Consider the following 14,660-nt stretch of genomic DNA (forward strand, 5'->3'; position numbering starts at 1 on the left):
CACCAATCCGGGACCCGGCCTTGCGGCCGGGTTCGCTGCTTTCCTTCCGGTGCATATTGATGACTGAAAACGCGATCCGTTTCAAAGCTCCTGCCGGTGCGCCGCCTTTGGTCCAGCTGAAGGGTATCTCCAAGTATTTTCCAGGCGTCGTCGCCAACGAGAATGTCGACCTCGATGTCATGCCGGGTGAGATCCACGCCCTCTTGGGCGAAAACGGCGCCGGCAAGTCGACCCTGATGAACATCCTGACCGGTATCTACCAGCCGGACGCGGGCGAAATCATTATCGACGGTTACGCCAAGCAGTTCGCCACCCCGCTGCAGGCCATCGCTGCGGGGATCGGTATGGTGCATCAGCATTTCAAGCTCGTGCAGGCGTTCACGGTTGCCGAAAACATCCATCTCGGCTGGTCTGAGACACCCCGCCGTGCCTCGGCGCCTGTTCTGGAAGCCCGGACTGAGGCGCTTGCCGAAAAATTCAATCTCCAGACCCGACCGGGCGCGCGGGTGAGCGACCTGTCGACGGGTGAGCAGCAGCGCGTCGAAATCCTGCGCGTGCTTGCCCGCCAGGCGCGCGTGCTGATCCTCGACGAGCCGACGGCAGTGCTGACCCCTGCCGAAGCCCGCGAGCTCTTCAAGGCCTTGCGCAACTTCGTCGCCAGCGGCAATGCCGTCATCTTCATCAGCCATAAGCTCGACGAGGTGCTGGAAATCTCCGATCGCATCAGCATCCTGCGCGGCGGCCGCAAGATGGCGACGGTCGAGGCGGCCGAGTGCAATCCGCGCATGCTTGCAAAGCTCATGGTCGGTCGAGATATCGTGCTTGCCGACATGCGCCAGCGCTCGCCGACCGCGGCTGCAATGTCGGCGACACCGGCGCTCAGCCTTGAGCACGTCTCGGCTTCGGGCGACAACGGCAATCAGGCATTGTTCGATGTCTCGCTCGACGTCCGGGCCGGCGAGATCGTCGGCATTGCGGGCGTCGCTGGCAACGGGCAGCGCGAGTTCAGCCAGGTGCTGACAGGCATTCGCCCGCTCAGCGCAGGCCGCATCCTTATCGATGGCAGCGCGGTGGAGAATGGCAATGCGGCATTTTTTGCAGATAGCGGCATCGGCCACATTCCGGAAGACCGACTGCACAGCGGCCTGGCGCCGGCGCTGAGCATCACCGTCAATGCCGTCATGCGCGAATACAAGACACCGCGGATCTCGGCGGGAGGCATCTACCGGCCGGCCTCGGCAGCGGCGCTGGCCAAGGAAATTGCCGCCGCTGCCGAGGTGGCTATTCCGGATTTCGCCATGCCCGTCCGCAATCTGTCGGGCGGCAACCAGCAGCGGCTGGTGGCGCGTCGCGAAATGCGGATCGCCCACCGCGTGCTGGTGGCCGCCTATCCCAGCCGCGGCCTCGATGTCGGCGCCATCAACACGATGCTGCGCTATATCGTCGAACTTCGCGACGCCGGCGCCGGTATCATCCTCATTTCCGAAGAACTCGAGGAACTGCTGAACGTCTCAGACCGGATCGCTGTTCTCTATGAAGGCCGGATCATGGGCATCGTCGATACCGACAACGCCGACCTCGACGAGATCGGCCTGCTCATGGGCGGCCGCGCACCAACCCACGAGGCCGCCTGAGATGGCTGCATCACTTCGCCTTCAGCGTCTGCCGTCCGCGTCGCCCGTCATAGCCTTTGCGGCGCGCGCCGCAGCCATTGTCATTGCCCTCGTCTTTGCCGGTATCGTCCTGTCGCTCACCGGGGCCGATCCTCTCAATCTCGGCCTGCAGGTGTTGAGCGCCAGCTTCGGATCGAGTTTTGGATTGGAGGATCTGGGGCTGCTGCTCATTCCCCTGATCCTCACCGGGCTGTCGGTCTCTGTCGCCCAGCAGATCGGCGCCTGGAATATCGGGGCGGAAGGCCAGTTCTACGCAGGGGCCTTCGCTGCCGCCGCTGTCGGTCTCTTCGTGCCGGGACCGCCGGTCGTCATCCTGCCGATGATGTTCGTCGCCGGACTTGTCGGCGGCGCCGTCTGGATCCTCGTGCCGACGCTTGCGCGCGCCTACGCCGGTGTCAACGAGCTGATCACGACGCTACTGCTCAATTTCGTCGCGATCCTGCTCGTCTACTATGTCTCGACGAACGCCTGGCGCGACAAGATGGCGAATTCGGCCACCAAACGACTTTCCGCTGAAATCCCGGACTTCTGGGGCTCAGTCCACTGGGGCCTGCCGATTGCCGTTATCGTCGCGCTGGCCGTCGCGGCCTTGCTGGCGTTCTCGCGCTGGGGCTATGAAGTGCGCCTCGTCGGTTCGAACCCATCGGCTGCGCGCTATGCCGGCATGCCGGTCCGCAGGCACCTGATTACCGTCATGCTGCTCTCCGGTGCCATCGCCGGTCTCGCCGGCATGCTGGAGATCGCCGGCACGGTGCATCGCCTGCAAGGGGGCATCTCCAACAATTACGGCTATCTCGGCATTATGGTCGCGGTTCTCGCCCGTAGCTCAGCGGTCGGCGTCATTTTTTCCGCAGCGCTGATGGCCTTTATCCTCAATTCCGGAATCATCCTGCAGACGCAGGGGCTGACGACGTCGACCGTGCTGGCAATCACCGGATTGATCCTGTTTCTAACCGCGATCGGCGACGAACTCGCCCATTACCGTATCGCCCGCGACAAGGCTTGAGGAGACAGAACATGGACCTTCTGACCGGGCTTTTCACCACGGCGTTTCTTGCCGGCGGCGTGCTGGCGCTGGCCGCCCTCGGCGAGGTGCTGGCCGAGCGCGTCGGCGTCGTCAATCTCGGCGTCGAAGGGCTGATGGCCATGGGCGCGCTGACAGCGGTTGCCACCGTCGCGTCATTCCCGTCGCCAACGGTCGGTTTTCTCGCGGCCCTCGGCGTCGGCGCTGTCTTCGGCATGATGTTCGCGTTCGCCACTGTGATCCTCAGGGCAAATCAGGTGCTCTGCGGCCTTGCCTTGACACTGATGGGCAATGGTCTTGCCTCGACGATCGGCCGCGCCTATTCCGGCATGCCCGCCCGTGCGGTGTTTGCCGGTATCGAGGTACCGCTTCTCAGCAGCATCCCGATCTTCGGGAAGGCCTTCTTTTCGCAGAACATCCTCGTCTATCTCATCTATATCATCCTGCCGGTCGGGCTCAGCTACCTGATGCTCCGAACCCGCCACGGCCTCAACATGCGGGCTGTCGGCGAAAATCCGGCTGCGGCAGATGCTGCCGGCATTTGCGTCAATCTCATCCGCTTCGTCTACGTGACGGCCGGCTCCGCGCTGGCGGCGGGTTCCGGTGCCTATCTGACGTTGACCTTCGTGCCCTCGTGGTCCGATGGGGTCGTCGCCGGTCGCGGCTGGATTGCCGTCGCACTGGTAATTTTTGCCGGCTACCGGCCGATCCCGGCTGTCCTGTCCGGGCTGCTGTTCGGCTTCATCACGGCACTCGGCTTCGTCGGCCAAGCGCGTGGCTGGCCGTTTGCGCCTGCCTTTCTGTCGATGCTGCCCTATCTTGGCACCATGGCCTTCATCATCGTGCCGGTGCTCACCTGGCAGCGGATGCGCCGGATCATGGCGGCACCGGCGGCTATCGGCGTGCCCTATTACAGGGATGTGCGCTGATGCAGGAGGCATGCGCCACGCGGGTATTTGTCGATTTAGCGATGGACCAATGGCCCGCAGATCATCAAGATGAGGCGGCAGGCAGTCGATCGAGAAACGGGAGCACTCCATGAGCAGATGTTCGGACCAGGCAGCCCTTAATCAATGGTATCCGCTCGATACGGAGACGGAGATTCCCTTCGGGACATCGTCGAGCCGCCTGCTCGGCAGCGATCTTGTGGTAACGAGAGAGGCGGAAGGTTTAATCGCGGTTACGGCAGAAGACGGTGCCCTTCCGATCATCAAACGCTTCGGCCTTGTCTGGACGACGTTGGGGCAACCGGCCGGCGGCCTCTTTGCGCTGCCGGAGGCTGACGAGGAAGACCGTCGTGTCGTCAACTGCGGTTCCGTGATGGTTCGCGCATCCGGGCTACGGATTGTCGAGAACTTTCTCGACATGGCGCATTTTCCGTTCGTGCACACCGACATTCTGGGCGCCGAGCCCCACACCGAAGTGATGCACTACAATGCCGAGATCCGCCGGGATGTCGACGAGGTCTGGGCAACGAACTGCCAATTCTTCCAGCCGCAGGCCGCCCTATCCGCGACTGGCGGCATCATGACCGACTATATCTACCGCGTCATGACCCCGTTTGCGACGCTGCTCTACAAGACATGCCCGAACGCGGCCAACCGATGGGATGTCATATGCCTGTTCGTCCAGCCGCTCGATCCCGGCCGCTGCCGCGCCCATCCCGTCATGTTCCTGATCGACGATGTCTCGACGACCACCGAGCTGGTGCATTTCCAGCAACTGATCTTCTTGCAGGACCGCATCATTCTCGAAAACCAGCGCCCGGTGCTGTTGCCGATGGAGGCGCGCTCGGAGATCCCGACGCGGGCCGATGCCAGCTCCATCGCCTATCGTCGCTGGCTGAAGGAGAAGGGCATCACCTACGGCACTTCAGCGATGGCAGCGTAGCGGATAACCCATGGATCTTCGCAACCGGACACTTAGCGCCAGCGGCTTTCACACGCCGGTACGCGGCACCATCGATATCCTGCAGGACGTCTTGATCGACATCGACGGTGACGGCAGGATCGAGGCGATCTTGAGGCCCGGCGAACCCGGCTATGACGAAATTCGCCGGGCCCGCGAGACCGACGGGCGGCTCGTCACCCTTTCCCGCACCACCTACCTCCTGCCGGGCTTCGTCGACCTGCACGTACATGCGCCGCAATATCCGCAGCTGGGAAGCGCGCTCGACGTGCCGCTCGAGGTCTGGCTGCAGACCTATACCTTCCCGCTCGAGGCCCGCTACCAGGACCTGGCCTTTGCAAGGCGCAGCTATGGATTGCTGGTCGACGACCTGCTGGCGAACGGCACGACCACCGCCCTCTATTTCGCGACAGTCCACCAGGAGGCGACGCGCCTGCTGGTGGATCTCTGCCTCGAGAAAGGCCAGCGGGCATTGATCGGCAAAGTCGCAATGGACAATGCCGACGAATGCCCGGACTATTATCGCGACGCATCGAAAGAGGCGGCCTTGGAGGGCACGCGGGCGCTGGTGGACCATATCCGCAGCCATCCGGACAATGGCGCCGATCGCGTTCTGCCGGTGGTGACGCCACGCTTCATTCCGTCCTGCACGGATGCGACACTCGAGGGGCTCGGTGCCATCGCCAGCGAATGCGGTTGCCATGTCCAGACCCATTGTTCCGAGAGCGACTGGGCGCATGGCTACGTGCTCGACCGCTACGGGTCTACCGACACCGACATGCTCGACCGGTTCGGCCTGCTCGGGCGCAAGACGGTTCTCGCCCATGCCAATTTCCTGACGGCCGGCGACATCGAAACAATCCGCGTCCGCAAGGCCGCCATCGCCCATTGCCCTCTGTCCAACGCCTATTTCGCCAACGCCGTCTTCCCACTGCGCGCAGCGCTCGAAAAAGGCGTTCACGTTGGATTAGGCACCGATATTTCCGGCGGTCCGAGCGCGTCAATGCTTGAAAATTGCCGAGGCGCCATCCTTGCCTCGCGCATGTTGCAGAGCGGTGTCGATCCGACAGTCGCTGCGGGTATCCGATCGACCTTCAGCCCCGCGCAGATCGATTTCCGCGATGCCTTCTACATTGCGACCACAGGGGGCGGCGTGGCCCTCGACCTGCCCATCGGCCAGTTCACGCCCGGCTACAAATTCGACGCCGTCGTCATCGATGTCGAGGCTGAAGGCGGGACGGTGCGCCTTTGGGACGAGTTCGACCACGGTGAGCAGATCCTCCAGAAGATCGTATACACCGCGTCGCGGGCAAACGTCTCCGCCGTGTGGGTCGACGGGCTGGACAGACTGGCTGTCAGGTGATCAGCTAGCAACTTGCATTACGGGCGCTGCTTGTCGTTCGTCGTGAGATAGATGGCGTAGACAAAGGTCGTCGCTGTTACGAAAAGGCGGTTGCGGCGTGGTCCGCCGAAGGTGAGGTTGGCAACGGTTTGTGGCACCTTGATCTTGCCGAGCAAGATGCCGTCTGGCGAGAAGCAATGCATCTCTCGTCCTTCCAGAACAGCGCCTCAACCCAATCATAGATCGGGATCACATGGAAATGGATCGGATAGCATTGAAGGAAGTCGTTGTCTGCATAGAGGAAAACCACCAACAGCTTGCCGGAAATCAGGGGAGCTATATACTCAGGCCGAAGGGCATACCCTTCAAACACGAAGGGCGTTGGAACATGGCCCACGAAGACCTTCGGGCACCGACTGCTACGTCCTTTAGGACGACGGTTCAAGCGTTCTGACTTCGATGACCAACGCCTTTTAACGCCGGAGAGTTTAGAAGCGTGAGCGACACTGCCCGGTGGGTTGTCCGCGGCTGATTCTCGCTGTGACATTACGCCAACGTCTAAATCCATGTCGCGACATCACCCGGAATGGCGACTTCGCCCGGCTCCAGCGCCTCGATCCAGGCAAGGTCGCAATGCAGCGAGTTTACCAAATCAATCGATGTCCAGCGGATGAGGTTCAGGCATTCTCTGAAACCGTCGGGCGTCATGTTGACCACTCCTAGTCCTCAAAGTTCGAACGACACTGTTGTGCCATTATACCCTCATTGCGGAGCCTCGAGCGGGGGCCGCTCGCGTCTATCCTGAGACGTGAGATTTCTAGCCCGCGCGGCGTTTTCCATGATCTTCGCAAATTCACCCAACGGCACGTGATCAGCGCGAAGCATAAGCCGGATCATCGGATCATGGAGAACTTCCGACATCGTCAAATCATCGTGGTACATGCGATCACCCTTTTTTTTGTGAGGTTGATAGCGCTGGTCTGTGACGCCAACATGATGAGATCGAGGCTAGATCTGGGCCTGTCTTGACAGCGCGGCCGGCCATGGAAATCCGGGATGCATCGATAGCAGCTGACGCCCGCGATCTGTTGCAACTTTGCCGCATCTCAAAGATTAGCCAAAAAATCTAGCCGAGTTCCACTTGGCCTGCGTCCCCAATCGATCTAGGATTGGCAATCATCAACACGGTTCCAGGGAGTTTTCGATGGCTAATTTTCACAACTCCCGAGCAGCTTCCGCGAAGTTCGCCTGAAGCCTGCAGCGTTTTTCGACGCGATAGAACCTGATTGACTGGTGCCACCCTCCCGTCGATCATTCCTCACAAAACCCTTTCGCGCGTTTCTGCGCGGACATCCCTTTCCCTGTGAAGGAGCCGGCGTGAGCCGGATATATCAATGGCTTTTGGTTTCAAATCCCGCCGCAGCGGGGCTTTTCGCAGCGTCTTCCGTTTTTGCTGGGCTCATTGGAAGCATCAGCCGGGCCGCGCTTCCTTCATGTTGTTTACTGTCATGCTCTCGACCCTTGCGGATGTGCTGACACCCTTGTTCTCCGGTCGGCTGGTCGATGCCGTGGTCTCCGGACAAGCGAGCGATCTCGCAACGTGGAACAATGCCATCAACGCTTTTTGTTGGCTGATAGCACTGTCGATCAGCGCCGTCATTCTAAGGCATGCGACGTTCACCGCCATCATAGGCTTCACCCTGAAGTCAATGTCTGAGATTGCCGCGGACTCTTTCGCCCATATCCAGCGGTTTTCAAGCGATTGGCACGCCAACAGTTTTGCCGGCTCTACCGTCCGCAAGGTGACGCGTGGCATGTGGGCGCTTGACGTCCTCAATGACACCGTCTTCGTAGCGCTGTTTCCATCGCTGGTCATGCTCATCGGCTCAACGATCCTGATGACGTGGTACTGGCCGATGATGGGATTGCTGGTCGGCGCCGGTTCGGTCCTCTTTATTGTGTTCACTGCGGTGATGGCATTACGCTATGTCGCGCCTATGGCTAGCATGGCTAACAGTTGGGATACGCGTCTTGGCGGCGCGCTTGCCGACGCCGTGACGTGTAATGCGGTGGTTAAAGCCTTTGGTGCCGAAAGCCGTGAAGACGAACGTCTCTCCCTCGTCACTCGGAAGTGGCAAGATCGAACACGACGGACCTGGACGCGGGGCACCCTGAACGGCACCTCGCAGAATGCGCTGCTCAGCCTGTTGCGTGGGTGCGTGCTGGGCCTTGCCCTTTGGCTCTGGGCCAATGGCAAGGCCAATGCCGGCGACATCACCTTCGTCCTGACCGCGTTTTTCATTCTACAGGGCTACCTGCGCGAAATCGGCATGCATATCCGTAACCTCCAGCGCTCGGTCAACGACATGGAGGAGCTTGTCACCATCCATGCCCAGCCTTTGGGGGTGGAAGACGTTCGCGGGGCACCTGCGCTCCACGTGAAAGCTGGCTTGATCACCTTCGATCGTGTCACCTTCCACTATGGCAACCACCACGCCCCGCTCTACAAAGATTTCTCGGTCACCATCAAGCCTGGCGAACGGGTGGGCCTCGTCGGCCATTCTGGCTCTGGAAAGACCACCTTCATCAAACTGATCCAGCGTCTGCATGATATCAACGGTGGGATAATCTCGATCGACGGGCAGGATATTTCCAAGGTAGCTCAGACCTCTCTTCGCCGCCAGATCGCCATTGTCCAGCAGGAACCCATCCTGTTTCACCGCTCGCTGGCGGAGAATATCGCCTACGCAAGACCAACCGCTACGCAAGAGGAAATCAGAACTGCCGCGCGGCTTGCCAGCGCCCATGACTTCATACAGGCGTTGCCAAAGGGTTATTCGACACTTGTCGGCGAACGCGGCATCAAACTTTCCGGTGGCGAACGGCAACGCATCGCCATCGCCCGGGCATTCCTGGCCGATGCTCCAATCCTGATCCTTGATGAGGCGACCTCTAGTCTCGATTCAGAGTCGGAGATGCTCATCCAGGAGGCAATGGAGAAGCTAATGGAGGGCCGTACAACACTCGTCGTCGCTCACCGGCTGTCGACAGTGCGGGCGCTTGATCGGCTACTAGTCTTCAAACACGGACATATTGCCGAGGAAGGCACCCATGCTAGCCTGATCCGGCGCGAGAGCGGTATCTACCGGGGGCTTTTCGAGCGCCAGGCACTGGATCTGACGAAGGGCATCGCGAGCGAAGGGCTGATCGGCTGACAAGAGGCTACAGGCAGCCTTCTCCCAAAATGGGCTTACCTTGCACGCGAGGTGGCCCCCTCGCCTTGAAACGATCTGAACCGCCCGCCCCTTCAGCAACGAAGACCTTTTCTAACGATCTCAAAGCCTGGAGCGTAACCGTAATTTATGGAACATTGGGAGGGTGTTTCTTACGTAGCCTGGTTAGGTGTAGCCACTCCGCAAGCGCGAGCTAAGAGAATAGTTTTCTTCGAATTGCTTCAGCTGCTGCGTGGGTTCTACTAGTGACGCCTAGCTTCTTTATGACCGAATTCATGTAGGTATTGACTGTGTGGAGTTGATAACCCGTTTCAACGGCGATTGTTTCACTAGTTAGGCCAAAGCTAGCTTGCTTAAGGCAGGCGATCTCGCCGGCTAGCAAGCGGAGCTCATCGGCCGCGAACCGCTCCATGAGTGGTTTTGTTATCGCGGTATGAATGACTTCGGCAACAAGCGATAGAAAACACTTTTCCTCGTCAGTGAACGGGGTCGTACGGCATACATAGACCGCCCCGTAGACCAAATCATTCCTCGCGACCGGAAAAAATGTCCGGTTTTGAACGCCATACATGCGAGCAAGATAGGCTAAGCGCTCTGGCGGCTTTTCCAATGCATAGACGTCTGATTCCGCGATCACGGAATGCGCAGAGCGCACCGCGCGGACAAATGGATCCAATGAGAACATGCGATCCGCGTCGTAGGCTTCAACGAAGGCTGGAGGCAGGTCAGTGTCGATTGAAAATCCAAACCCGTAACGATAGTTATCTAAGTCGAGGCCACTGATCACGATATAATCAAATGGCACCGCAAGTCGTAAGCGATCGATGATAGTATTCCGCCCGAAGTGCCTGTGGTTCGGGACCGAGCGAAGATCCTGAAACTCATCAAGGGCCTTCGGCGTCGTAGTGGATAATTGTCTGACCGGCATACATCATTCCTTAAAGCGTAATCGACGAAAACCGTGTCAGATCGATTTAGTCGATTCTGTTTTTATTAAGTGCTCTTATCGACGAAAAACGTTTAGGTCGACAATCCCTGTTTGCCCCACGAACAAACCGCTCCCCAACGTCAGTTTTCCCGATGCCGTGTGGCCCCAGAGATCAAACATGTATTTTCCATAAGCCGTTTGTACCTGGGCAAACATCTGCTCGACGCCACAGCCCTTGCTTGCGGTTGAATAGAGCAGGGTTCGTATAAACAATTTGTACAGGCCTGACGGTTGTTCGCGCCGCAAGCACAGCAGAGTCGGTCATCTTCAGATGCCCTCGGCGAAATTGCGTCACCCATATCGTAAAAATCGACAAAATAAGTGAGATCGACGACAATACGGCGGGGTAGATATCCTTCACGTCGTGAACCTTGTAATAGGGGCCTCTCACTATAGAGGACTTATCCACCCACGTTTGAGGATTACACAGTTTCATTACATCCGGCGCGGGAAAATCGGTTCTCTGGACCAATATGAATCCGATATAGCGAAACAGTCGTTTTCAGGACATGCGTCTGTGATTGACCGCTCTTCGGTGTCGTCACATGCTGCTGCATGCTCAATCTAGGAAATCACGAATGCGGAGATTGATCGTGACCGGCTCGAATGGTGCGGGCAAAAGCTACATGGCCGCGCAATTGGCGGCAGTGCGTCCGGAGGTTCCGGTCATTTCCTTCGACGCCGTAAAACTCACGCGAAATTGGCAGCAACGCCCCAAATCGGAGATCGACGGCGAACTGTTACGCATTGTCCAAATGGACAGCTGGATTTTGGAAGGCGGTCCGAGTTTACTCCCCTACGCGGTCGACCGTGCCGATGGCATCATATGCCTTGACCCACCAATGGGATTAAGAGCTTGGCGCTTGATTATACGGCCGCTGCGCAACATGGGGAGAACTCGTCCGGAACTCCCGCGTGGCAATGTTGACTGGCCATGGAAGCAATACAGATTTGCAATTCGAAGCCTCCGAAATCAGGACCGGTTTCGAGCTTCGATTTCTAACCACCTCGCGGATGCCGGAGGCGTCCGCATTTGGCATATTCGAGATACCCGTGACATCGGGTCAGTGATTGCCGAGTGGCGGAATTCAGCAACTTAGGCGATCTGTTTTTCCCTAACGAATGTCCGCTCCTCGCCATGCAGGACCTCTCTCACTTCGTGATAACCGAGACGAGCGTAGAAGCTTCTCGCCGTAAGAGAGGCTGGGACGTGTAAGACCTTGACACCGATTTTGACAGCGGCGGTTTCCACCCTTGCCATGAGACGCCGTCCGACGCCGTGACCTTGAACGGTCGGGGATACAAAAACCGTCCTCACCATATCTCCATCAAGGCTTGCTGTACCAACGGTCTCACCGTTTCGCCGTGCAACCCAAATGACCCGGCTAGCCATAAAATTAAGTACCGCTTCCGGGGAGAAGTTGCCAACGACCGTCTCAATGACACCGGCAGGATAGTCGGCTGAATTGCTGATACGGATTGTGTCCTGCACCAGTTCGCTGATCGCAACGGCGTCGCTGCCGAGCGCAAGCTGGATTTCGATTGGCTCTGTCATGTCTGGATTGAACTAAGCCGCTGATCGCGGCGATTTGCGGCGGGCTTTGACGAGAGCGCCCTGACTGAGAGGATGGTTGTGTTGCAACCCACCCTTCAGACAGGAGGCCCCGATGGCTGAGATAAGCCCTCTTCGCCGCCGGATGATTGAGGACATGACGATCCGCAATTTGTCCCCGGCAACCCAAAGATCCTACATCAGTGCAGTCCGGAAGTTCAGCCGCTATTTCTCCCGATCACCTGATCGGCTTAATCTCGACGACATTCGCACGTTCCAGGTTCACCTTGTCTCGACGGGGATATCGTGGGCATCGTTAAATCAGATCGTGTGTGCTCTCCGATTTTTCTATGGCATTACCTTGGCCCAAGACGATGTCCCTGAGCGGATTCCATACGCGCGCAAACCCCGCAAGATCCCCGTTGTTCTGTCGGCGGACGAGGTGGCCCAATTTCTTGAGGCCGTCTCCAGTCTCAAGGCGCGTGTAGCGCTGACCACAGCTTATGCCGCTGGCCTCAGGGTCGGCGAGGTCTGTGGTCTGAAGATCGAGGATATCGACAGTTCCCGGATGGTGATCCATGTTCGTCATGGCAAAGGCGCCAAAGCCCGATACGTCATGCTGTCAAACGAGCTGCTGGGCATTTTACGCAGTTATTGGCGTCTATCGCGACCCACCGGGTTCCTTTTTCCAGGGCGCGATGCCGACAGGCCGATCGAACCGACCGTTTTGAACGCCGCCTGTCGTTCAGCGGTTGCCGCTACTGGCCTTTCAAAGCGGGTCACCGTCCATACGTTGCGGCATTCCTTTGCAACGCACCTTCTGGAGAACGGCACCGATATCCGGATCATCCAGGTCTTGCTTGGCCATGCCTATCTATCCAGCACTGCGCATTATGCACAGGTGTCCACCGACACCATCAGGTCGACCGCCAGTCCCCTTGACCGTTTGCGATTGGAGGTGACCCCGCCGGAAGCGTAGCAGGTTGCGTCCCGCCTTCGAAGTCGCCGACATCTTTCGGTGGCATGGTGGCCCTTACAGACGCGAGAACGCCGGTCATCTTGGCCGCAGCGAACGACGCGTCATGGGAGCAATAGAAGCCTGCCGGACACCCAGGCTCGGGGGTCATGTCGATGCTTGCGATCAGTGCGGCAGAACCCGCATCTCCTATAACTCATGTCGTAATCGCCACTGCCCAAAGTGTCAGGGAGCCGCTCGCAAGGATTGGGTCGACGCACGCATCGCCGATCTCTTGCCGGTCCCCTATTTCCATGTGGTCTTCACGCTACCACGTGATGTCGCTGACATCGCCTTCCAGAACAAGGCGGTCGTCTATGCATTGTTGATGCAGATCTCGGCCGAGACCCTGCAGACCATCGCAGCTAACCCCAAGTGGCTAGGCGCAGAGATCGGCGTCACCGGCGTACTTCACACCTGGGGCCAGGCGATGACCCACCATCCCCATGTCCACTGCGTCGTACCGGGCGGAGGCCTCTCACCAGACAGAACAAGGTGGATCAATTGCCGATCGGGCTTCTTTCTACCCGTGCGCGTGCTGTCACGTCTGTTTCGCCGACGCTTCCTGACAGCTCTCGCTGAAGCCTTTGCCAAAAACGAACTCCAATTCTTCAACGAACTCGCTCATCTCAACGATAGCAAGACATTCGCCCGCCATCTTGCCCGCGCTCGCAGCATCGAATGGGTGGTCTACTCAAAGCCCCCATTCGGCGGTCCAGATCAGGTACTTGCCTATCTTGGCCGCTACACCCATCGTGTTGCCATCGCAAACAGCCGCATCGTCCATGTCGATGACGACCATGTCGCCTTCAGATGGAAGGATTATCGTGGAGACGGTCGCGACCGTGAGAAGATCATGCGTCTTCATCCCCACGAGTTCATCCGGCGCTTTCTCCTTCATGTGCTTCCGGATGGCTTCCACCGCATGCGCCACTTTGGCTTCCTCGCCAATTGTCATCGGCGCGATCGTATCGCTCTCTGCAGAAGCCTCCTCGGCCAACCATCACCGACAGGCGAGCGATCCCATTCGACAAAATCTCAGCAGGCCCATTCCTTCGAATGCCCCGATTGTCAGCGTCCCATGCGTCGAACTGGCGTCACCGTTGCCCCTGTACCACCGCCTCGGCCATCATCCTTCTGGTGCGATACTTCATGATGTCAGACAACCGCAAACATCACAGCATATTCCCACTCGTCCAGCGCTGTGCCGGCGATCGATATCGCTCGACCCCCGCAAGATCGAACCGCTTCAGATCCCGGTACATTTGGCCCACAGGTTGCAAGGTCTCCGGCAAAACGCTCCCGAATGTCCATTCTCAGGATCAGCGACACCCTCGGAGCAATCGGGACGGCATGGTTCCGGCTCCGCCGACATAGGGCCGCTTCTCAATTCCCCATAGCAGCGTCCAACAACCCGCGTCTTAGTTCAATCCGGCTTACATGAGGCCGCCCGAACCCGCCGCGCTGTCCCATGCGACCTCAAATAACCCTCCAGATTCTAAGCCAACGCCGCTTTTGATTCAATGAACGCGTAAGGCCGAAAGGTCATTTTCAATATATGCGTCTCAGATTGACCGTTCTTGAGTATCGCCACATACTGCTGCATGCTCACCATAGATCCAGAAATTACTTGGGCCGAAGAATGGCTAGCATCTCACACCTACCGTGTGTTGGGTGAACCCAGCTTAATACACACTGTTCCATGGTCAAAAATCTATTGCTTCGAAACTGACCGGGGGAACGTTTACCTGAAATGGAGCGCACCTCCCTACGCGCGCGAGGCGGTGCTGATGATCCATATAGCCGAGCTTTATCCGGCCGATATTTCTCCGGTTTTGGCGAAAAAAACCAAGACATTGGCGCATTTCTTATGCCTGACGGCGGCGAGCCTCTCCGTAGCAACCTGAAGTAATCATATGATCTGC

At 58.6% G+C, this 14,660-nt stretch carries 13 protein-coding genes and 1 pseudogene; 10 read left to right on the forward strand and 4 right to left on the reverse strand.

The annotated features are described in order from the left end of the window. The first annotated feature begins 59 nt into the window (after positions 1–59). The 5 genes from PR017_RS18910 (at position 60) to guaD (ending at position 5,968) form a co-directional block, all read left to right on the forward strand. Positions 60–1,634 carry an ABC transporter ATP-binding protein gene (locus tag PR017_RS18910; RefSeq protein ID WP_111222307.1) on the forward strand — a complete coding sequence of 525 codons (1,575 nt, stop codon included), beginning with the start codon at positions 60–62 and terminating at the stop codon, positions 1,632–1,634. 1 nt (position 1,635) lies between these two features. Next, positions 1,636–2,679 carry an ABC transporter permease gene (locus PR017_RS18915; RefSeq protein WP_111222308.1) on the forward strand — a complete coding sequence of 348 codons (1,044 nt, stop codon included), beginning with the start codon at positions 1,636–1,638 and terminating at the stop codon, positions 2,677–2,679. An 11-nt stretch (positions 2,680–2,690) separates the two neighbouring features. Then, positions 2,691–3,626, forward strand: a complete 936-nt coding sequence (locus PR017_RS18920) for an ABC transporter permease (protein WP_111222309.1) — start codon at positions 2,691–2,693, stop codon at positions 3,624–3,626. Between the two features lie 109 nt (positions 3,627–3,735). Continuing rightward, entirely contained in the window at positions 3,736–4,587 is an 852-nt protein-coding gene (locus tag PR017_RS18925; RefSeq protein WP_111222310.1) for an aromatic ring-hydroxylating oxygenase subunit alpha, read from the forward strand. A 10-nt stretch (positions 4,588–4,597) separates the two neighbouring features. Further along, on the forward strand, positions 4,598–5,968 hold the full coding sequence (gene guaD, locus PR017_RS18930; protein WP_111222311.1) for a guanine deaminase: 1,371 nt from the start codon (positions 4,598–4,600) through the stop codon (positions 5,966–5,968). A 17-nt stretch (positions 5,969–5,985) separates the two neighbouring features. Here guaD and PR017_RS18935 read toward each other — a convergent pair. After that, positions 5,986–6,159: pseudogene (locus PR017_RS18935) on the reverse strand (SMP-30/gluconolactonase/LRE family protein); the annotation flags it as partial. A gap of 346 nt (positions 6,160–6,505) precedes the next feature. Further along, the gene (locus PR017_RS18940) at positions 6,506–6,655 is read right to left on the reverse strand and encodes a hypothetical protein (protein ID WP_164498261.1); all 150 of its coding nucleotides are present in this window, start codon (positions 6,653–6,655) and stop codon (positions 6,506–6,508) included. Positions 6,656–7,341: 686 nt separating this feature from the next. On the opposite strand from PR017_RS18940, the gene PR017_RS18945 reads away from it, so the two are divergent. After that, positions 7,342–9,162: an ABC transporter ATP-binding protein gene (locus PR017_RS18945; protein ID WP_111222313.1), complete on the forward strand. Its 1,821-nt coding sequence runs from the start codon at positions 7,342–7,344 to the stop codon at positions 9,160–9,162. A gap of 211 nt (positions 9,163–9,373) precedes the next feature. On the opposite strand, the gene PR017_RS18950 is transcribed toward PR017_RS18945, so the two are convergent. Then, entirely contained in the window at positions 9,374–10,108 is a 735-nt protein-coding gene (locus PR017_RS18950; protein WP_111222314.1) for an autoinducer binding domain-containing protein, read from the reverse strand. A gap of 638 nt (positions 10,109–10,746) precedes the next feature. Here PR017_RS18950 and PR017_RS18955 point away from each other — a divergent pair. Next, entirely contained in the window at positions 10,747–11,268 is a 522-nt protein-coding gene (locus tag PR017_RS18955) for a P-loop NTPase family protein (protein ID WP_111222315.1), read from the forward strand. On the opposite strand, the gene PR017_RS18960 is transcribed toward PR017_RS18955, so the two are convergent. After that, on the reverse strand, positions 11,265–11,723 hold the full coding sequence (locus tag PR017_RS18960) for a GNAT family N-acetyltransferase (protein ID WP_111222316.1): 459 nt from the start codon (positions 11,721–11,723) through the stop codon (positions 11,265–11,267). The two genes, PR017_RS18955 and PR017_RS18960, sit on opposite strands and share 4 nt — an antisense overlap. 112 nt (positions 11,724–11,835) lie before the next feature. On the opposite strand from PR017_RS18960, the gene PR017_RS18965 reads away from it, so the two are divergent. The 3 genes from PR017_RS18965 (at position 11,836) to PR017_RS18975 (ending at position 14,642) form a co-directional block, all read left to right on the forward strand. Then, positions 11,836–12,699, forward strand: coding sequence for a tyrosine-type recombinase/integrase (locus tag PR017_RS18965; protein WP_111220930.1), 864 nt, complete (start codon positions 11,836–11,838; stop codon positions 12,697–12,699). A 4-nt stretch (positions 12,700–12,703) separates the two neighbouring features. Further along, complete coding sequence (locus PR017_RS18970) at positions 12,704–13,891, forward strand: IS91 family transposase (protein WP_111220929.1); 1,188 nt, start codon at positions 12,704–12,706, stop codon at positions 13,889–13,891. A 424-nt stretch (positions 13,892–14,315) separates the two neighbouring features. After that, a complete protein-coding gene (locus PR017_RS18975) occupies positions 14,316–14,642 on the forward strand; it encodes a hypothetical protein (protein WP_133255558.1) in 327 nt (108 codons plus the stop codon). Positions 14,643–14,660: the final 18 nt, after the last annotated feature.

Source organism: Rhizobium tumorigenes (genome assembly GCF_003240565.2).
Classification (GTDB): Bacteria; Pseudomonadota; Alphaproteobacteria; order Rhizobiales; family Rhizobiaceae; genus Rhizobium; species Rhizobium tumorigenes.